The sequence below is a fragment of the Lactiplantibacillus sp. DA1 genome (assembly GCF_032681335.1).
Classification (GTDB): domain Bacteria; phylum Bacillota; class Bacilli; order Lactobacillales; family Lactobacillaceae; genus Lactiplantibacillus.
The window spans coordinates 272,742-290,471 of sequence record NZ_JAWHTQ010000004.1 but is presented as its reverse complement, the minus strand read 5'-3'; the positions used below and the strand labels follow the sequence as shown (position 1 = coordinate 290,471).

The window sequence follows — 17,730 nt, the reverse complement described above, 5'->3', positions numbered from 1 at the left end:
TCATAAAAAAAGTGCCAAGCCCAAGCTGGCTTAGCACACCGTTTTGTTACTAATCTTTGTCAGTTTCATCTGGATCGATCATTAAGTCACCGGCTGCAATTTCTTCCATGGCCCGACCAATCGTTTTAACCGATTTATATTCACTAAGCATTGGGGCTGCACCGGCGTCCAATTCGTGGGCCCGCTTACTAGCTAACATAATCAATGAGTAACGTGAATTAACTTGCTTCAATAAGTCATCAACTGATGGATATAAGATCATGATTCCGCATCTCCTAACATTTCTTCATACTCGGGCATGACCCGTTTAACACTAAACCGTTCACTACGAATAATGGCTTTGATTCGTTCAGCAGCTAGTGGGACTTCATCATTAATAACCGCATAATCGTAATTACGCATCATTTTGATTTCATCGACCGCTTTGGCCATCCGCTTATTGATCACACTCATGTCATCAGTCCCTCGACCAATGATACGGTGCTTCAGTTCCATTAAATCCGGCGGCGTCAAGAAAATGAAGACACCATCTGGCATTTTTTCCCGGACTTGCATGGCCCCGTTGACTTCAATTTCTAAGAAAACGTCTTTGCCAGCCGCCAATGACTGCTTAATATATTTTAAGGGCGTCCCATAGTAATTGTCAACATACTTGGCATATTCAAGCATACCGCCGCTCTTAATTTCATCCTCGAACTCTTCTTTGGACACAAAATAGTAGTCCTTGCCATCTACTTCGCCCGGACGCATCTGCCGCGTCGTCATCGAGACTGAATATTGAAAATCGTTATCATCTGAGTCAAAGATTTCCTTGCGGACGGTACCTTTACCGACACCCGAAGGACCTGATAAGACGATTAACATGCCTTGTTTCGCCATGATCACAAATTCCCCTTAATTAAAATATGTTTTAAAGTTTATTTTGCACTTTTTACCCTTATATTGCAAGTACTATCAAGGTTACACAGCCTTTTTTCATTTTTAGAGGTTAAATTTCATAAATTTTAGGCTTGCTTTTTAGAACGCCTGTTCGTATAATAGAAACACAAACAAATGTTCGAGGTGGCTAATATGCAAAATCAACAATCTAATTTAAAACTAATTTCTAAGAATCTGCACGCTTCCTATCGCCAATTTATGGATGACTTTACTGCTGCCCCGACCGTCATTGCGCCCTTACTGCCAATGATGCCGGCTTTCCAGCGGGATTTGTTCTTAACTCAAGCACGTACGGAACACTACCAAATTATGCTACAAATGCAACCCCAGATCACTGAGTCACGCCCGTATAATATTCACGGCGTGCTTAAGACGCTCACTAGTGGCCAGTTGGTCCTCATTAATCGGCAACAGCACTTGACTCACTTAGTCGATCCTAGTGCCATTCGTTATATCAAGCGCGTTTAATTTAATCAGCAATACTTGCATCAAAAGATGAAATCATGTTCAATACAACCTTGCGTATTCTCATGGTGTTTTTGATGCAAATCAAAAAAGATTGATGTTACAGCTCCACTGACTTCCCTGAATGAGTGAGTACGGAGTACCTGTAAATCAATCTTTTTTAGTAACTTATTTTACTTTATGTGCTACCTTGTTTTATTTCTGTGTCGGATCGGCGCGCTTTTCAATCCAAGCCAATACCGTATCAGCAATAATTGCCATTAAGGCCGTTGGTAACGCCCCAGCCAGGATAATTGCCCCACCATTCGTGGCATTGGTTCCCCGAATAATGATATCACCTAAACCACCGGCACCGACGAAGGTCCCAATAGCGGTAATCCCGATGGCTAACACGAGCGCATTGCGGAGCCCAGCCATAATCACCGATAATGACAATGGCAATTCTACCATCCGCAGTAACTGCCAGCGTGTCATTCCCATACCCTTACCAGAATCTAAAATACTGGCACTGACATTTTGCATCCCAGTATAAGTATTCTTAATAATCGGTAACAACGCGTATAAGAAGACCGTTACAATAACCGTATTGACGCCAAGTCCTAATCCAATCATGATAATCGACAACATCGCTAACGATGGAATGGTTTGAATCACGTTGGCAATCGCAATCACCGTGGCACTCAGCCGACTATGATGTGCAATGAAGATGCCAATTGGAATCCCGACGATTGCCGCAAACAACACCCCGTAAATTGAAATCAAGAAGTGACGCGAGAATTGGCTTAACACATATACACCGTTTTGTTGGTAATAGTATATCAACTGTTGCAGTAAGTTCATCTGCGCCATTATTTGTCACTCCCTTCAAAATAATTATGCTTTTCAAGGAACTGTTTAGCAACCACTTCCGGTTCCACTAAGTTATTATCCACTTGATAATTCAAGTTTTGCATCGTCTTCAAACTGATTTTGCCATTTAAGCGACTTAAAATAGATTTTAATTTCGGATGCTCTTTCAACACCTTGTTCGTCGCAACCGCACTTGCATTGTATGGTGGGAAGAAATTCTTATCATCCTTTAAAATCTTCAGATCATAACTACCAATCCGGCCATCAGTCGAGTATCCGAGGATAGCATCCATCTTACCTGATTCCAAGGCATCATAAACTAAACCAATTTGCATTGGATAAGTCTTCCCAAATTGAAAGCCATACAACTTCTTAAAGGCAGGATAACCGTCACCTTTTCGTTCAGTCCAGATTTGATCCAAACCGACCGTTAGCTTCGAGGCCACTTTTTTCATATCACTAACCGTATTTAGATGATATTTCTTGGCCGTCGCTTTCGTCACCATAAAAGCATAGGTATCGGCAAAGCCATAACTTGGGAAGTAGGTCATCTGATACTTGCTGTTGAACTGTGAGCGAACTTTTTGGTCAATCGACTTGATATTACTCCGATCCATCTTTTCGCCCAGAATCGTCGTTAAGTCCGTCCCAGTATAACGAATCGCTGAAATGTCAGCCTGATCATTCTTCAACGCATTGAAGCTAACCGTCCCAGATCCTAAATTATTAATGATCGTGGTATTTAAGTTAGAGTAGTGCTTGATCATGTCTTGAATCATATATGCCATAATTTGTTGTTCCGTCGTGTTTTGCGATGCAATCCGAATGGTATCTGATGAGGTCCCAGATAACCCCGGAAAACCACAGCCAGCCAATAACAACCCACTGGCAACCGTTGCAACAACACCTAACAACCACTTTTTAATTTTCTTCATCTTCAATCCCCCCTACGCTTGTGTGGTTCTTGGGGTAACCGCTGCTTCCAGTTTACCCAACAGCCAATCAACGATGAGGGCCAAAATAATCACCGGAATCGAACCACCCAAAATTAAGTCAGTCCGATAGAGGTTTAACCCATTAAAGATAAAGTCCCCAAGGCCACCAGCACCAATATAAGATGCTAAAGCGGCCCAGGCAATAACGTACGTTGCGGATAACCGAATACCGGCCATAATAACTGGTGCGGCCATCGGTAACTCAACTTTAACAATTGATTGCCAGTTGGTCATCCCCATTCCCTTGGCTGCATCGACCAAAGCGGGATCAACATCTTCCATCCCTAAATAGGTATTACGGAGAATCGGTAATAACGAATAGATGAACAACGCAATGATGGCTGGAATTGCCCCAATCCCGAAAAACGGAATCATTAAGGCCAACAAGGCCATCGCTGGAATGGTTTGTAACATACTAGCAATCGACATGACAACATTCGCAATCGGCTTTACCCGTGTGAGCAAAATACCAATCGGCACCGCTACAATAATCCCTAAGAACAGTGAAAACGCTGAAATATACAAGTGTTGCCACGTCTTAACCAGTAGCTGCAAACCATAGTTTTGTAGGAAAGTTATCATGCCTGTTCACCGCCTTCAGCGGGCGCATCGTCCTCCCCATGATGAATATTATTTTCAGCTTCATCTTCGTCTTCATCGCCCCAGAGTGCATCATAAACAATATCAACCAAAGTAGCCCGGGTCACGATACCGACTAACCGATGTTGATCATCAACCACAGGGATATTCTTTAAGCCGCGTTTCAAAATCCGTTCCACCGTATCACGAATTAACGAATTCGATTGAACGTAGAATATATCGGTTTTCATAATATCACCAACACTAGTGGCTGAATTAAAGTTATAATCAACATCTTCGATACCAATGACGCCCTTCAAAATTCCCGCTTCATCGGTTACTAATAAGGAGTCAACTCGCTTATCATGCATTTGACGTAACGCAACCGTTAATGATTTGCCAGGAGTTGTTGCAATCGGATCTTTCAACATCACTTGACCAACCGTTGTGATGCTTGGCCGTGCTTGAATTAAGCGATCCTTACCAATCAAATTCTCCACAAATTCATTTGCCGGATGGCGTAAAATGCCATCTGGTGTATCGACTTGCATGATATCGCCGCCATCCATAATGACGATTCGTGTCGCTAATTTTAACGCTTCATCCATATCATGGGTCACAAATACAAACGTCTTGCCCAGCCGTTCTTGCAAATCTTTAACCAGATCTTGCAATGCTTCACGCGTAATTGGGTCCAACGCCCCAAAAGGTTCATCCATTAATACTAAGTCTTGGTCCGCAGCTAATGCCCGGACAACCCCGATCCGTTGTTGTTGCCCACCTGAAAGTTCCGATGGGTAACGATCCAAGTAATCTTCTGGCAATTCGACTAACTTAATCATTTCCTTAGCCCGTTCATCCATTTTATCCTGAGGCCACTTTAATAAGCGTGGCACTAAAGTAATGTTATCCCGAATCGTCATATGGGGCATTAACCCAATATTTTGAATCACGTAACCAATTTGCCGCCGTAGCTTAACCGGGTCAATCTGGCTAATATCCTTACCATTAAGCTTAATGGTACCGGAAGTCTGACTTAACATCCGATTAATCATCCGCATCGTGGTCGTTTTACCTGAACCAGACGTCCCGATGAAACAAACAAATTCACCTTTTTCGATTTCTAAATTAAAATCTTCAACGGCAACTTTGCCACCCGGATACGTTTTATTCAAATGTTCCATTGTCAGAAACAACCTCATCACTCCAATCATTTACTCAGTTTATTTTATTGCCTAATAAACTGTACTATAATCAGCATAACTTATAACGAAAGCAAAATGCAAACGACACGACATATAAACTGCGTATTTTATCGTGCTCGCCACCGTATTTTGGGATACATTACTTAAAATTCTAATAGGGCCACGCAATTGTGCTGAATTCATCGGTTGGAAATCGCAATCCAAGCAGGCCAACCCTTAAACCCTAAAGTAATCCGCTTAGAAACACTAGCAATTAAGAGGTCAACGACTCAGAATAAGACTTGTATCCAAGGCAGAAAGTTCCACACGCTTTTAAGCCGATAGTAGACACGTGCTATTCGCTCGGTATAGCGGCCATAGTAGCCCGCACCCGCTGATGGGCAGCAAACTAACAACCGGTTTTAATCAAATGGCATCTAATACAACGCATGATATTGTAAGTTATCGCTATCCTTATCCGCATTACTAATATCGTCTTAACTTAATTAGCCTAACAAAAAAGACCAACCCTGATACGGTTAGTCCTATTAAATGCGCAACTAAAATCTTATCAACGGTCCTTTTCTTCATCCGCTAATTGTAATAATTCCTCGGCATGTTCAAGCGACAACTTCGTTACCTTTGTTCCCGCCAACATCCGAGCCAATTCTTGGACGCGTGCGGCATTATCTAGCTTCGTCACACTTGTTTTGGTACGCTTACCAGTAATTTTTTTCGCAATAAAGTAATGGTGGTCACTCATCGCTGCAACCTGTGGCAGATGGGTAATACACAAGACTTGCGAGAAATGGGCGATGCCATTGATCTTTTCGGCAATTGCCTGGGCAACCCGACCACTGACACCTGTATCGACTTCATCGAAAATAATACTCGTAATCCCTTGTGATTCAGAAAAAATCGTTTTCAATGCCAGCATCATTCGCGAAAGTTCCCCACCTGAGGCAATCTTGGCCAGGGGGCGCATTCGTTCACCTGGATTAGTCTGAATATAAAACTCAACACTATCAAGCCCACTGCGGTAAATTTGACCCTTTGTCGGCTTGAAGCGCACTTCAAAGATTGCCTTATCCATGTACAAATCCTTTAGTTCCTGATGGATCTGACGTTGTAATACTTTAGCAGCAGCTCGTCGTTTATCAGACAATGACGCTCCAGTGGCAAGTAATTGTTGCTTTAAGTCGGCAACTTGTTGGGCCAAATCCTCACTATTTTCTTCAGAATCGGTCATCTTGGCCAACTCAGTCGCAATTTTTTGATAATAATCTAAAATTTGTTGTTCTGAGTCGCCATATTTGCGTTTTAACTGAGCCAACACGTCTAACCGTTGCTCAATTTCATCAAGCCGCCCCTCATCAAATTCTTGCAAATCTAGTTGATTTGAGATTTGAGCAGCCGCATCTTGTAGCCCATAAAACGCATTCTTGACATTTACCGTAATTTCGTTAAATGCTGAATCCAAATTCGCAATTGGTTCTAGTGCGTTCATCGCCGTACCGACCATATCGACAGCTCCGGTCGTTTCCTCGCCGGCCGCTAGCAACGTGTAACTCTGCTGAAGCGCTTGATTGATCATCTGGTAATTATCTAACCGATCACGTTCAGCAATCAGGCTTGCTTCTTCACCAACTTTGACTTGCGCAGCCGCAATCTCGTCAACTTGAAAATTCAACATATCTAAGCGTTGGGCCCACTCTTTTTCATTGGCATTTTTTTGCCGTAATTCACGATTCAATTGCTGATAACGATCATATTGTTGGTGATAGCGCTGTTTTAATTTACGAATCTTAGTCGTTGCAAATTCATCAAGCAACCCCAGATGTTTTTCAGGTTGCATTAACTCCTGGTGCTCGTTTTGGCCATGAATATCAACAATCGTTTCACCAATCTGCTTTAAAGTGGTCGTGTTGACTAACATCCCGTTGATGCGGCACATATTACGACCACTTTTAGTGATTTCCCGCTGTAAAATGACGGTATTATCGGCGTGTTCAATGCCAGCTTCATCTAGTAATTGGGCCGTGACCCCATCGGCAGGCAGGATAAACATACCTTGCAAAATAGCCTTATCAGCACCAGTCCGAATAAACTCCGATGATCCGCGACCACCCGCTAATAGACCGACCGCATCGATAATAATTGATTTACCAGCACCAGTCTCACCAGTCAAAACTGTCATCCCAGCTTCAAAAGCAATATCTAAGTGTTCAATGATTGCAAAGTTCGTAATTGATAATTCTTGTAACACCGCAAGCCCTCCTTAAAAGCAATTGCGTTACCAGTAGCCTATAAATTTTGAAAAAAAGCGACCTGACACGCGTGTGAACAGGTCGAAGACGACTTACTGACTTAATTATCACTCAGTAAGCGCTGAATTTTTTGTTGTAACTCTAAAGTCATAGCTAATGACTTGCAAATAATCAAGACATTGGCATCATCACCAAGGGTCCCAAAAATTTCATCATAATGCATCGCTTCGATTAGAGTTGCCAGTGCCGGCCCATTACCAGGCAACACCTTAATGAGTACAAACTTATCCTGCGTTGCATAGGACACGTAAGCATCTTTCAGCGTCCGTTTAAGTTTTTTCTCCGTATCCATTTGTTTCTGAACTGGCATACTATAATGGTAACCGCCCGTTGCCGAGGGAACCTTGACCAGCTGCATATCCTTAATATCGCGCGAAATTGTTGCCTGTGTCACGTCAATATTCTCGGCACGTAACAGCTTAACAAAGTCTTCTTGACGTTCAATTTCGTTCGAACTCAATAATCGTTTAATGTAGCGTTGGCGCTCTTGCTTCTTCACCCGATCACCCCCGGTAGCTATTCATACTTATTTAAACACATCATAAGCCAAATTGCATAAATATGAAAGTCCGGATTTGAATTTTAAGCTTGATTTAATTGTTCATAAGCCGCTGCTTGCGTTTTCTCGATCGACACAGTTGGCGCTATTTGTGGGGTTTCATCAGTTGCTTGCAAATGAATCAGAAATTCAATATTGCCTTCCCCACCCTTGATTGGTGAATAATCGAGTCCTAAAACGTTATAACCATTCGCTTGCGCAAATTCAACAATATCCGTTAGCACCGCTTGATGAACGGCCGGATCACGGACAATTCCATGTTTGCCAACATTCTCACGACCAGCTTCAAATTGTGGTTTGATCAAAGCAACGACTGAACCACCATTTTCAATAATGGCATGTAACGGTGGTAAGATTAAATGTAACGAAATAAATGAGACATCAATCGACGCAAAATTAGGTTGGCCAGCGGTGAAGTCAGCTAGCTGACTGTAGCGGAAATTCGTGTGTTCCATCACCACCACCCGTGGGTCCTGGCGTAACTTCCAGACTAACTGATTACTACCAACATCCAACGCATAACTCATCTTAGCGCCGTTTTGTAGTACGACGTCAGTAAAACCGCCCGTCGATGAGCCAATATCCAAGACCGTTTTACCAGTGACATCAATATCAAAACTTTGTAGCGCCTTTTCGAGCTTTAAGCCGCCCCGTGAAACATAGGGCATCGGTTTGCCCTTCAAGTGTAACTCAGTTGCAACCGGAATTTTCATGCCGGGTTTATCCAAACGCTCTTCATTGACACCCAAGATCTCACCAGCCATCACGGCACGCTTGGCCTTTTCACGGGTGTCAAATAATCCTTGTTGTACTAATAATACGTCAACTCGTTCTTTTTCCATCTAAATTTAAGTCCTTAATCTGTAAAATACGTCAAGAAAGCTGCTAATAAGTCCATATTTTGATGACTAGCGGCACTCGCCTGTTCCAACGCGACTTGAGCAGCCGTCACAGCTTGTCTAAGCGCTGTTTGTGCTCCCGTTAGGCCCAGCAATCCTGGATACGTATTCTTATGCTCATTAGCATCTTTATGCGTTGCTTTGCCTAATTGGGCGGGGGTGCTCGTCACATCTAAAATATCATCATAAATCTGAAATGCTAATCCATAGGCATCAGCATATCGCAACAATGGGGCCTGAACATCTGATCGCACTTGAGCTTGAATCAAGCCCGCCTGAACAGCATAGTGAATTAGAGCCCCCGTTTTTTCACGGTGTAACTGTTGTAAAGCTGGTAGGGCCAAATGTTGGCCTGCTCCCAAAACATCGGCAATTTGACCAGCAACCATGCCCTGAGGACCAGTTGCTCGCGCTAAGGCCAAGGTCTGGCCGGCAACGATGGTTGCTGACAACCCACTATCTGCAATCCACTCAAAAGTTAAGGGTTGCAACGCATCACCGGCTAAAATTGCAACGTCCTCGCCAAACTTAACGTGATTGGTCGGTTCACCACGCCGGAGCTGGTCATTATCCATTGCTGGTAGATCGTCATGAATCAGCGAATAAGTATGCATCAATTCAACTGCGACACTGGCTCGCAAGTTGGCCGGCGTCACCATTATCCCAAAAACATCCAAAATTGCCAGTGTCAACAGCGGTCGTAGCCGTTTTCCCCCAGCTAATACAGAATAACGCATGGCAGCCGTTAATGTTGGCTGATCAGAACAAGCCAACAAATGTTCATCCAAATACTGATTGATTTGTGGACGCCACTTAGTTTCGAAGGCCACTAATTGTTGCTTATTCATTAGCGTCAGCTTGCTCAAACGGTACTTCGTCACCATTTTCATCCATCATCTTAGTGAGCGTTTTCTCGGCCCCTTCTAACGTTGCTTGTAATTGCTTACTAAGCGCGACTCCTTTTTGAAATTGGTCTAACGCCTGCTCCAAGGGAACGTCACCCTGTTCTAATTGATTAACGATCGTCTCTAACTGAGATAAGTTCTGTTCAAAAGTTGGTTGTTCAGCCATTATTTTCCTCCATCAATCTTAGTAATCTGTGCCTGTGCTTCACCATCAGCCATGTGAATCGCAACCGTCTGTTGTGGCTGCAACTGTTTGACCCCATGAACGACCTGTTCATCAGCCGTCACAAAAGCATAACCCCGGGTCATAATCTTGAGCGGACTTAATAGATCCAGTGATTGAACGGTCTGCGTCAATTGTTGGCGTTTCTGCCGCACAACTAATTGGGTTCCGCGATTCAGCCGCTGCTGTAAGTTAAGCAATTGTGTTTGGGCTTGCCGAACTTGGTGAATCGGCGTTTGTTGCCGTAACTGCTGAAATGCGCGTTGATAACGCTGACTGGCCAGATTAAAGTTATTTTGACCGGCTTGCTTAAGGCGCTCATTTAAAAAATCTAACTTTTGTAAGTAGCCTTCGTACAAGCGGTTAGGTTGAGTAAACACATAGGATGTCTGCAATTTATTTAAGCGCTGCCGGTCCCGTTGAACTAAATTCTGAAACGCATTCAATACCCGGGTCTGATCTTGCTTCAATTGTAATAGGACATCGTTGTACACGGGAACGGCTAACTCGGCAGCGGCAGTTGGCGTTGCCGCCCGTACATCAGCAACCAAGTCAGCAATGGTAGTATCCGTTTCATGCCCCACCGATGAAATGACCGGTAATTGGCTCTGGGCAATCGCTCGGGCAACCACTTCTTCGTTGAAGGGCCATAAATCCTCAATGGAACCACCACCACGACCAATAATCAAAGTATCAAAGTTACCTTGAGCATTCGCCCGTTCAATCTGCCGACTGATTTCGGCCGCTGCCGCATCACCTTGAACCTGTGCCGGAAACAAGACAATCTGGGCAATTGGGAAACGCCGCCGAGTGGTTGTAATAATATCACGAATCACTGCACCACTCCGACTAGTTACCACCGCAATTCGTTTAGGAAAACGTGGTAGTGGCTTCTTAGGTGCACTAAACAACCCCTCAGTTGCTAGTTTCTTTTTCAATTGTTCATAAGCTTGATACAACGCGCCAACGCCGTCTGGCTCCATACGCTCCACATAAATCTGATAACTACCACTTGGCTCGTAAAGGCCAATCCGACCAACTACGAGGACTTTCATCCCTTCTTCTGGTCGAAACTTGACCTTAGCAAACGCTGACTTAAACATGATGGCCGAAATCTTAGCATGGTCATCCTTCAAGCTAAAATACTGATGCGTATTGGGACGCGGACGATAGTTAGAAACTTCCCCCGTTAAATACACTTTTCCCAAGTACGGATCAACCTCAAATTTACGCTTCAAATACTGAGTTAAAGTTGTCACTGTCAAATATTGTTGACTTTCACTCACTTACATCACTCCACTTTGCAAGTTCCACCGTTGTCTGCATTAACGTGGCAATCGTCATTGGACCGACCCCACCAGGAACTGGTGTGATCAACCCAGCAATTCCTTGTGCAGAATCAAAATCGACGTCACCCACTAGTTTACCATTGTCATCACGGTCCATGCCAACATCAATAACAGTCGCACCAGGTTTGATATCAGCACCAGTAATCAGATGAGCAATTCCCGTTGCAACTACCAAAATATCTGCTGTGCGAGCTACCGCCTTTAAATCAGCTGTTTTGCTGTGGGCAATAGTTACGGTCGCGTTAGCATTGGTCAATAAAGCAGCCATCGGTTTACCAACGATCGTACTACGACCAATCACAACCGCGGTTTTACCCGCTGGATCGACATCATATTCCTGCAACATTGTCATAATGCCGCGGGGCGTATTGGCTACGGGATAATTTCCGGGAAAGTTCGTAATTAACTTACCAACGTTTGCCGGGTGAAAACCATCGACATCTTTTTTAGGATCAATCGCCATCGTAATCAGCGGTTCATTAATTTGTGACGGCAATGGTGATTGCACTAGGACACCATGAATACTGTCATCCGTATTATACGCTGCAATAATCGCTAATAGTTCATCCTGCGTCGTAGTTGCTGGCAACTGTCGCACAACGGAGTGCATGCCCAACTTAGTGGCTTTGCGATTTTTATTTCGAACATAGATCTGACTGGCCGCATCGTCCCCAACAATAATTACAGCAATTCCCGGTTGAATTCCTTGGGCAGCTAATTCTGCCACCGCGGTTGCCGTCTGCGTATTAACTTTCTTGGCTACTGCCTTACCATCAATAATCTTCGTCACAAGTGCCACACTCCTCTTTCTCTGTCTGGTCTTATTTTAGCATATTCACTACGATGATTTATGACCGGTTTACTAATAAGTTATTAAAAAAAGTCTGGCAAATTGCCAGACTTTTACGGTAGAACATAAGATTGTTCGGTTTTAGACTAATTAGCTTGGTTTTTAACCACTTTACCAAGCACACCGCTGACGAATTTTCGAGACCGGTCATCACTGAACGCCTTCGTTAATTCAATTGCTTCGTTAACTGCGACCTTAGTTGGAACGTCGTCAACAAACTGCAATTCAAAGAACGCCATTCGTAAGATAATCAAATCAGTCTTAGCCAGCCGATCTAATGACCACGTCTGGCTCAAATAGGGCTGAATTTGAGCGTCTAATTCCGCTTGATGTTCACGAACACCAGTTACTAACGTACTTAAATACGCAGGAATTTCAACTGCATCCGCCTCTTCAGGGTTAAGTAACTGTTGGAATAACTGATTTTCATCAGCGTCCGGATTAGCATTCAGGGCAAATAACGCTTGAAATGCTTTTTCTCGGATTTCATGACGCGTTAAACTCACGATTCTTCACCATCTTCATTTTCATCGGTCTGGGTATCTTCATCACCAAACAGATTGTTTGGATCAATGGCACTTTCAGTCTTCTCAGTCACAATACCAGTAATGTGAACATTGACTTCACTCAATGCAAGATCAGTCATAAATAGAATTTGCTGCTTAATCTTATCCTGAATTGCCAAGGCAACTTTCGGAACTGAAACACCATAGTCTAAGTATGCGTACACATCAACACTAATCTGATCATCGATGATTGTTAGCTTGACACCCTTACCAAGATTCTTCTTGCGACCGAACAACTCATTGACACTGGAAGAAATCGTCCCTTGCATCCGGTTAACACCATCAATTTGGCTTACCGCGATACCAACGATTATTTCAAGCACTTCTGGTGCAATTTGAATTTGTCCTAAGCTGGGTTCTTTGCTTTGTAACGTAATGTTGCTACTGTCAGCCATTTTGACATTCCTCCAATTCCATGTTTGCCGGTATTAGTTTACTAAAATTAAGCCCGTGAAACGTAAGTGGAATCAACGGTGTTAACGATCAACTTGTCGCCCGCCTTAACGAAGAATGGCACTTGAATAATCGCACCCGTTTCCAACGTTGCTGGTTTGGAACCACCAGAAGCCGTATCACCCTTAATTCCTGGTTCAGTTTCGGCAACTTCTAGGGTTACCGTGTTTGGCAAATCAATGCCCAACACTTCACCTTTATAGAGAGTTACTTGAACTTCCATGTTTTCCTTCAAGAACTTTAATTCGTTTTGAATATGATCGCCAGGAATTTCAATTTGTTCGTAAGTTTCAGTATTCATGAAGACATAACTGTCACCATCGGCATAAAGGTACTGCATCGTACTCTTTTCAATTGGGGCTTGTTCCATCCGCGCGCCGGCCCGGAACGTTTTGTCTTGAACGGCACCCGTCCGTAAATTCTTAAGCTTTGAACGTACAAATGCGCCACCCTTACCAGGCTTAACATGCTGGAATTCCACGATGCGCCAAATTGCGTTGTCTACTTCAATCGTCAAACCATTTTTAAAATCTGCAGTTGAAATCATTTTTAAAAATCCTCCTCGAATATATCCTTATAACTATAACAAGACCGAGCCGCTGTGGCAACTGTCTTAACTATAAAATCAGTAAATCCCGGGTCGCTGTCGTCAATCTTTCATGCCCATCGGTGGTCACTAAGACATCGTCTTCGATCCGCATTCCGCCTAAATCTGGGAAGTACACCCCGGGCTCCACGGTCACGACACTATTTGCAACTAAGGTTGCCGTTGTATTTTTGGAAATCAACGGGCCTTCGTGTATGGCTAAGCCAATGCCATGGCCCATTCCGTGGTTAAAAGCACTACCATAACCGGCCTTCGTCAGTAAATCTCGGCCCACGGCATCCAACTGGGCGGTTGCCGCCCCCGCTTTGACTTGGTCAACCACGGCTTGTTGGGCTGCTTGAACTGCCTGATAAGCTGTGACCAACTTCGCATCTGGCGTTCCTAATGCAAACGTCCGTGTCATATCAGACGTATAACCATTTAAGAAGTAACCAAAATCAAGCGTCACAAGTTGACCGGCTGCCAAAACAGCTTTAGAGGCGGTTCCGTGGGGCAAAGCCGCCCGCGCGCCACCGAGCACGATCGTCGTAAACGATGGCCCACTAGCACCGTGCGTCCGCATAAACGCATCTAGTAAATTGCTGACATCAACTTCGCGCATCCCTGGCCGTACAATACTTGTGACATATTCAAAGCCAGCATCCGCTAAGTGAGCACTCGCTCGTAGACGGTCAATTTCATCAGAACTCTTCGTGATTCGAAGATCATCAACCACGTCTGGTAAGGCTACCAAATCACTGACCAAGTTCTCGTCCAAATAACTGTATGCGGCATATGGAATATCGGCTTCAAAACCCATGACCCCCGTGTGCGTGTTTGCAATAATATCGCAAACTGCCCCCAGATAGTCACGAGTAATGATTAAGTGTTGATCATCATACTGATCAGCAAAGGCTGTTTGATAACGGGCATCCGTAATCAGGTAAACACCCTGGGCCAGCACCAATAAATAACCATCACCAGCCATATCCGCCATTCCTGTTAAATATTGTAAATTAGCCTCACTCGAGACTAAGAACGCATCAATTTTTAACTGATCAAACTGTTTTTGTAACCGTTCAACTCGACTCTTCATATCGTCACTCCCATCATAACCCATGCTTTATTATACCAAACTTTCTAAAAGCTGAAGGTAACGATTTGTTGAAGCCCACTAACCAGCGATACATCGGTTAGCCCGCAGCGTTGGCTAACAACTGATTAACTAGCACGCCTGCCCGGATTGTTTCACAAAAAAAGAGCCTCCATGCAGAGGCTCTTCAAAAATTATTTTGCTGGGTAAACAGATACTTGGCGCTTGTCGCGACCTTTGCGTTCAAAACGAACGACACCGTCAGCCATTGCAAATAATGTATCGTCGCCACCACGGCCAACGTTTACACCTGGGTAAATATGGGTTCCGCGTTGACGATAAAGAATGTTACCATTCTTAACAGTTTGGCCGTCAGCCCGCTTAGCGCCTAAACGCCGACCAGCTGAATCACGACCGTTGGCAGTTGAACCGCCACCTTTATGGTGAGAGAAGAATTGCAAGTTCATTAACATAGTAAAGTCCACCTCCGAATGTGGTTATCTTGTTTGTTCACGAACCCGGATATAATCACCGTAATTCGTGGCCACATCGTTCAAACCAAGTGTGAAACTTTCAAGTAAAGTTTGTAATTGGGAATTTGCTAAGTCTAACTTAGTAAAATCTGCAATTAGTAACCCACCATTAGTTTCATCACTTTGCACTGCGGGCTGTAAGTGGGCAACTTGTTCAATCCCATTGATTGTACTAATTGCTAACACCGAAACCGCCGCACAAACGATGTCTTGTCCATAAGCACCTGAATCAGCATGTCCCGTCAATTTAAAAGCGGTCACTTGACCGGTTGCATTACGAGAAATGGTTGCCTGAATCATAAGGAATGCCTACTTTCTTAATTATGCATTAATTGTGTCGATCGTTACCTTAGTGTATGGTTGGCGATGACCCTTCTTCGTATGTTGGCCCTTCTTGGCCTTATACTTGAAAGTAACCACTTTACGGTCACGGCCCTGCTTTTCAACAGTACCTTCAACCGTCGCACCATCAACAGTCGGCGTTCCAACCTTAGTTGTGTCACCACCAACAAAGACTACTTGATCAAAAGTAACCTTGTCGCCAGCTGCAGCGTCAAGTTTTTCAACGTAAATTGCTTGGCCTGCTTCAACTTTATATTGTTTACCACCAGTTACAATAATTGCGTACACGTTTGTGCACCTCCTTAAATTATGAATCACTTAGACTCGCCGAATATAAGTGCCATTGCTGAACTTAAGACTCAATCCGTGCGGTTGTAGCTGTAGAAGTCCACAAATACAACAGGAAAATATTATCAAATTTTTTCATAATAGTCAAGGATTGATTTCAGTTTACAAAAAAGTCCGTAAAGCTAATGCTACCGACCGCCATCAGATGGTGCATCTTCTTGATGCACTTAGTTAAATAATGTGGCGTATAGATCATATCATTGGCCAGCCAATCGGTCATCAAACCGACCGTAGCAGCCACATAGTATGCAACTTGAATACTAACCGGCACTTCCAAATCTGCAAACTGGTCTTCAAAGTCATGATAAAATTTCGTCATCCACGTCGTCATCTGCTGATTGATCCGCTGATTAACTGCTAACTGGCGTTGATCTAACAATAACGTCTCAAACGCTTCGGCGTGCTGACTAATATACGATAACGCCTTTGACAATGAGAAAACTTGTACGCGTTGCAACGGATCAAGTGGATTCGTCATAATATCGCTCACCGAAACCGTTACGATTGCCGCCGCGAACAATTCACTGACCAAGTCATCCAAAGCCTGATCAACAAATGCTGGTTTATCTTTATAATGTAAATAAAAAGTTCCCCGTGTAATCGAGGCGGTACTCGTCAGCTTCTGCACAGAAATATTATCAACGGTTTCTGTCTGTAATAATGTAATTAATGCTTGCCGCAAACGGCGCCGAGTTTTATCGACGCGCGGATCCATTTCATGGCTCATATTCGCTCCCTACTTTCGTTTCATAACTAATATAACATTAATTATCAGGAACGTCTAACAGATGATAATCAGCCGGACAAATAGTTCAATTCCGTCTAACACCCCATCACATCTAAACAACTTTTACGATTATCTTTAACGAGACAATGGCAGACTTGCATGTTTACCCAATCGCATCAACCGTTAATATCGCGGTCCTTGATGTCTATGGCTACACATTTACAGTTAATAAGCATTGTGCTAGTTATTATTTGTCATGAATCATAATTAAAAATGGTTATTTCTAAGTTTAAAAGCTACCAGCTGAGCCCCGCTGAAGAGCCGTGCAATTTAGAGAAAAATTATTTAATTAGCGCGTTTTACGCCGACTTCCAGGCATTCCTGCCGGGATTGTATTTAAATGGCAGTTATTGATGGGCTCAACTTTAATTAAACTAGTCGTTGTTTCATATACAGCAACAGCTTAAGCTGCAATTGTTTGGGTTGGTAGTAACTGCAATCAGCTATTCGTTTTTTAGTTACCATGCTAATAATTAAGCGTTTCAAACAACTGACTTAGACTAACACCATGGTTAGCTAAAAGTACCACACAACAACTATTCCACAATCAATTGTACCAAGCAGCGTGATCGTTTATCAGCCATTCGAGCAGCCCTGAAACGTGCTCGGTACCACTGAAACCTGTGCTTACCATGCCAACGGACTAATGCAAACCTCATTAATTTGTAGGCTAGACAATGCTCGGTCTCAACTCACGGCTCCGCGCAGATTTGAGACTGGAGGGGCTGGGTGACAATGCTCAAGGGCGAAGTTCTTCTTGTCCGGGTGGTGTTCCCGGGCTAGAAGAAGACTCGTATTTGAAATTGCGCAGTGGGCTTCTGCGTGAGTTCAAATCGACGTCCGCCCTGTTCCAGCAATTGGCACCCAGCCCCGGAGGTCGGCCTAGAACGCACATATTA

General features: G+C 43.7%; 22 protein-coding genes and 1 other annotated feature. Of the genes, 1 reads left to right on the top strand and 21 read right to left on the bottom strand.

Annotated features, from left to right (window positions below):
- Positions 1-49 precede the first annotated feature (49 nt).
- Positions 50-262, bottom strand: a complete 213-nt coding sequence (gene rpoZ / locus RXV91_RS08495) for a DNA-directed RNA polymerase subunit omega (RefSeq protein WP_003640362.1) — start codon at positions 260-262, stop codon at positions 50-52.
- A complete protein-coding gene (gene gmk / locus RXV91_RS08490; protein WP_003640361.1) occupies positions 259-879 on the bottom strand; it encodes a guanylate kinase in 621 nt (206 codons plus the stop codon). The genes rpoZ and gmk overlap by 4 nt, the downstream gene beginning before the upstream one ends.
- Positions 880-1,071: 192 nt before the next feature.
- On the opposite strand from gmk, the gene RXV91_RS08485 reads away from it, so the two are divergent.
- Positions 1,072-1,407, top strand: a complete 336-nt coding sequence (locus RXV91_RS08485) for a hypothetical protein (protein ID WP_316439509.1) — start codon at positions 1,072-1,074, stop codon at positions 1,405-1,407.
- Between the two features lie 192 nt (positions 1,408-1,599).
- Here RXV91_RS08485 and RXV91_RS08480 read toward each other — a convergent pair whose 3' ends face one another.
- The 19 genes from RXV91_RS08480 to RXV91_RS08390 all read right to left on the bottom strand — a co-directional run bounded on the left by RXV91_RS08480 (position 1,600) and on the right by RXV91_RS08390 (position 16,771).
- On the bottom strand, positions 1,600-2,253 hold the full coding sequence (locus tag RXV91_RS08480; RefSeq protein ID WP_003640359.1) for an ABC transporter permease: 654 nt from the start codon (positions 2,251-2,253) through the stop codon (positions 1,600-1,602).
- The gene (locus RXV91_RS08475; RefSeq protein WP_316439508.1) at positions 2,253-3,188 is read right to left on the bottom strand and encodes an osmoprotectant ABC transporter substrate-binding protein; all 936 of its coding nucleotides are present in this window, start codon (positions 3,186-3,188) and stop codon (positions 2,253-2,255) included. Before RXV91_RS08475 ends, RXV91_RS08480 begins: the two co-directional genes overlap by 1 nt.
- 12 nt (positions 3,189-3,200) lie before the next feature.
- The gene (locus RXV91_RS08470; protein ID WP_021731661.1) at positions 3,201-3,830 is read right to left on the bottom strand and encodes an ABC transporter permease; all 630 of its coding nucleotides are present in this window, start codon (positions 3,828-3,830) and stop codon (positions 3,201-3,203) included.
- The gene (locus RXV91_RS08465) at positions 3,827-5,011 is read right to left on the bottom strand and encodes a betaine/proline/choline family ABC transporter ATP-binding protein (protein ID WP_021731662.1); all 1,185 of its coding nucleotides are present in this window, start codon (positions 5,009-5,011) and stop codon (positions 3,827-3,829) included. The genes RXV91_RS08470 and RXV91_RS08465 overlap by 4 nt, the downstream gene beginning before the upstream one ends.
- Before the next feature lie 571 nt (positions 5,012-5,582).
- Positions 5,583-7,277 carry a DNA repair protein RecN gene (gene recN / locus RXV91_RS08460; protein WP_316439507.1) on the bottom strand — a complete coding sequence of 565 codons (1,695 nt, stop codon included), beginning with the start codon at positions 7,275-7,277 and terminating at the stop codon, positions 5,583-5,585.
- Between the two features lie 101 nt (positions 7,278-7,378).
- Positions 7,379-7,837, bottom strand: coding sequence for an arginine repressor (locus tag RXV91_RS08455; protein ID WP_021731664.1), 459 nt, complete (start codon positions 7,835-7,837; stop codon positions 7,379-7,381).
- Positions 7,838-7,920: 83 nt separating this feature from the next.
- Positions 7,921-8,739, bottom strand: a complete 819-nt coding sequence (locus RXV91_RS08450) for a TlyA family RNA methyltransferase (RefSeq protein ID WP_021731665.1) — start codon at positions 8,737-8,739, stop codon at positions 7,921-7,923.
- A gap of 14 nt (positions 8,740-8,753) precedes the next feature.
- The gene (locus tag RXV91_RS08445; RefSeq protein WP_316439506.1) at positions 8,754-9,644 is read right to left on the bottom strand and encodes a farnesyl diphosphate synthase; all 891 of its coding nucleotides are present in this window, start codon (positions 9,642-9,644) and stop codon (positions 8,754-8,756) included.
- Positions 9,637-9,867 carry an exodeoxyribonuclease VII small subunit gene (locus tag RXV91_RS08440; protein WP_003638601.1) on the bottom strand — a complete coding sequence of 77 codons (231 nt, stop codon included), beginning with the start codon at positions 9,865-9,867 and terminating at the stop codon, positions 9,637-9,639. The genes RXV91_RS08445 and RXV91_RS08440 overlap by 8 nt, the downstream gene beginning before the upstream one ends.
- Positions 9,867-11,210, bottom strand: coding sequence for an exodeoxyribonuclease VII large subunit (gene xseA / locus RXV91_RS08435; protein WP_316439505.1), 1,344 nt, complete (start codon positions 11,208-11,210; stop codon positions 9,867-9,869). Before xseA ends, RXV91_RS08440 begins: the two co-directional genes overlap by 1 nt.
- Entirely contained in the window at positions 11,203-12,063 is an 861-nt protein-coding gene (locus RXV91_RS08430; protein ID WP_316439504.1) for a tetrahydrofolate dehydrogenase/cyclohydrolase catalytic domain-containing protein, read from the bottom strand. The genes xseA and RXV91_RS08430 overlap by 8 nt, the downstream gene beginning before the upstream one ends.
- A gap of 146 nt (positions 12,064-12,209) precedes the next feature.
- Positions 12,210-12,629 carry a transcription antitermination factor NusB gene (gene nusB / locus RXV91_RS08425; RefSeq protein WP_021731669.1) on the bottom strand — a complete coding sequence of 140 codons (420 nt, stop codon included), beginning with the start codon at positions 12,627-12,629 and terminating at the stop codon, positions 12,210-12,212.
- A complete protein-coding gene (locus RXV91_RS08420; protein WP_316439503.1) occupies positions 12,626-13,084 on the bottom strand; it encodes an Asp23/Gls24 family envelope stress response protein in 459 nt (152 codons plus the stop codon). The genes nusB and RXV91_RS08420 overlap by 4 nt, the downstream gene beginning before the upstream one ends.
- Before the next feature lie 47 nt (positions 13,085-13,131).
- Complete coding sequence (gene efp, locus RXV91_RS08415; RefSeq protein WP_003638596.1) at positions 13,132-13,689, bottom strand: elongation factor P; 558 nt, start codon at positions 13,687-13,689, stop codon at positions 13,132-13,134.
- A gap of 70 nt (positions 13,690-13,759) precedes the next feature.
- On the bottom strand, positions 13,760-14,824 hold the full coding sequence (locus tag RXV91_RS08410) for an aminopeptidase P family protein (protein ID WP_316439502.1): 1,065 nt from the start codon (positions 14,822-14,824) through the stop codon (positions 13,760-13,762).
- Between the two features lie 191 nt (positions 14,825-15,015).
- The gene (rpmA, locus tag RXV91_RS08405) at positions 15,016-15,294 is read right to left on the bottom strand and encodes a 50S ribosomal protein L27 (protein ID WP_003638594.1); all 279 of its coding nucleotides are present in this window, start codon (positions 15,292-15,294) and stop codon (positions 15,016-15,018) included.
- A gap of 24 nt (positions 15,295-15,318) precedes the next feature.
- On the bottom strand, positions 15,319-15,654 hold the full coding sequence (locus RXV91_RS08400) for a ribosomal-processing cysteine protease Prp (RefSeq protein ID WP_021731672.1): 336 nt from the start codon (positions 15,652-15,654) through the stop codon (positions 15,319-15,321).
- A gap of 21 nt (positions 15,655-15,675) precedes the next feature.
- The gene (gene rplU / locus RXV91_RS08395; RefSeq protein WP_003640343.1) at positions 15,676-15,984 is read right to left on the bottom strand and encodes a 50S ribosomal protein L21; all 309 of its coding nucleotides are present in this window, start codon (positions 15,982-15,984) and stop codon (positions 15,676-15,678) included.
- Positions 15,985-16,006: 22 nt separating this feature from the next.
- Positions 16,007-16,080 (bottom strand) — a sequence feature (ribosomal protein L21 leader region).
- Positions 16,081-16,141: 61 nt separating this feature from the next.
- Positions 16,142-16,771: a TetR/AcrR family transcriptional regulator gene (locus tag RXV91_RS08390; RefSeq protein WP_251898161.1), complete on the bottom strand. Its 630-nt coding sequence runs from the start codon at positions 16,769-16,771 to the stop codon at positions 16,142-16,144.
- Positions 16,772-17,730: the final 959 nt, after the last annotated feature.

What these genes read in the sequence shown, in the direction of transcription:
- gmk (WP_003640361.1), bottom strand. Translation starts at nt 879, where the DNA reads ATGGCGAAACAAGGCATGTTAATCGTCTTATCAGGTCCTTCGGGTGTC.
- RXV91_RS08440 (WP_003638601.1), bottom strand. Translation starts at nt 9,867, where the DNA reads ATGGCTGAACAACCAACTTTTGAACAGAACTTATCTCAGTTAGAGACG.
- RXV91_RS08420 (WP_316439503.1), bottom strand. Translation starts at nt 13,084, where the DNA reads ATGGCTGACAGTAGCAACATTACGTTACAAAGCAAAGAACCCAGCTTA.
- RXV91_RS08450 (WP_021731665.1), bottom strand. Translation starts at nt 8,739, where the DNA reads ATGGAAAAAGAACGAGTTGACGTATTATTAGTACAACAAGGATTATTT.
- RXV91_RS08445 (WP_316439506.1), bottom strand. Translation starts at nt 9,644, where the DNA reads ATGAATAAGCAACAATTAGTGGCCTTCGAAACTAAGTGGCGTCCACAA.
- RXV91_RS08465 (WP_021731662.1), bottom strand. Translation starts at nt 5,011, where the DNA reads ATGGAACATTTGAATAAAACGTATCCGGGTGGCAAAGTTGCCGTTGAA.
- RXV91_RS08480 (WP_003640359.1), bottom strand. Translation starts at nt 2,253, where the DNA reads ATGGCGCAGATGAACTTACTGCAACAGTTGATATACTATTACCAACAA.
- rpoZ (WP_003640362.1), bottom strand. Translation starts at nt 262, where the DNA reads ATGATCTTATATCCATCAGTTGATGACTTATTGAAGCAAGTTAATTCA.
- RXV91_RS08485 (WP_316439509.1), top strand. Translation starts at nt 1,072, where the DNA reads ATGCAAAATCAACAATCTAATTTAAAACTAATTTCTAAGAATCTGCAC.
- RXV91_RS08400 (WP_021731672.1), bottom strand. Translation starts at nt 15,654, where the DNA reads ATGATTCAGGCAACCATTTCTCGTAATGCAACCGGTCAAGTGACCGCT.
- rpmA (WP_003638594.1), bottom strand. Translation starts at nt 15,294, where the DNA reads ATGTTAATGAACTTGCAATTCTTCTCTCACCATAAAGGTGGCGGTTCA.
- RXV91_RS08470 (WP_021731661.1), bottom strand. Translation starts at nt 3,830, where the DNA reads ATGATAACTTTCCTACAAAACTATGGTTTGCAGCTACTGGTTAAGACG.
- efp (WP_003638596.1), bottom strand. Translation starts at nt 13,689, where the DNA reads ATGATTTCAACTGCAGATTTTAAAAATGGTTTGACGATTGAAGTAGAC.
- RXV91_RS08390 (WP_251898161.1), bottom strand. Translation starts at nt 16,771, where the DNA reads ATGAGCCATGAAATGGATCCGCGCGTCGATAAAACTCGGCGCCGTTTG.
- RXV91_RS08410 (WP_316439502.1), bottom strand. Translation starts at nt 14,824, where the DNA reads ATGAAGAGTCGAGTTGAACGGTTACAAAAACAGTTTGATCAGTTAAAA.
- RXV91_RS08475 (WP_316439508.1), bottom strand. Translation starts at nt 3,188, where the DNA reads ATGAAGAAAATTAAAAAGTGGTTGTTAGGTGTTGTTGCAACGGTTGCC.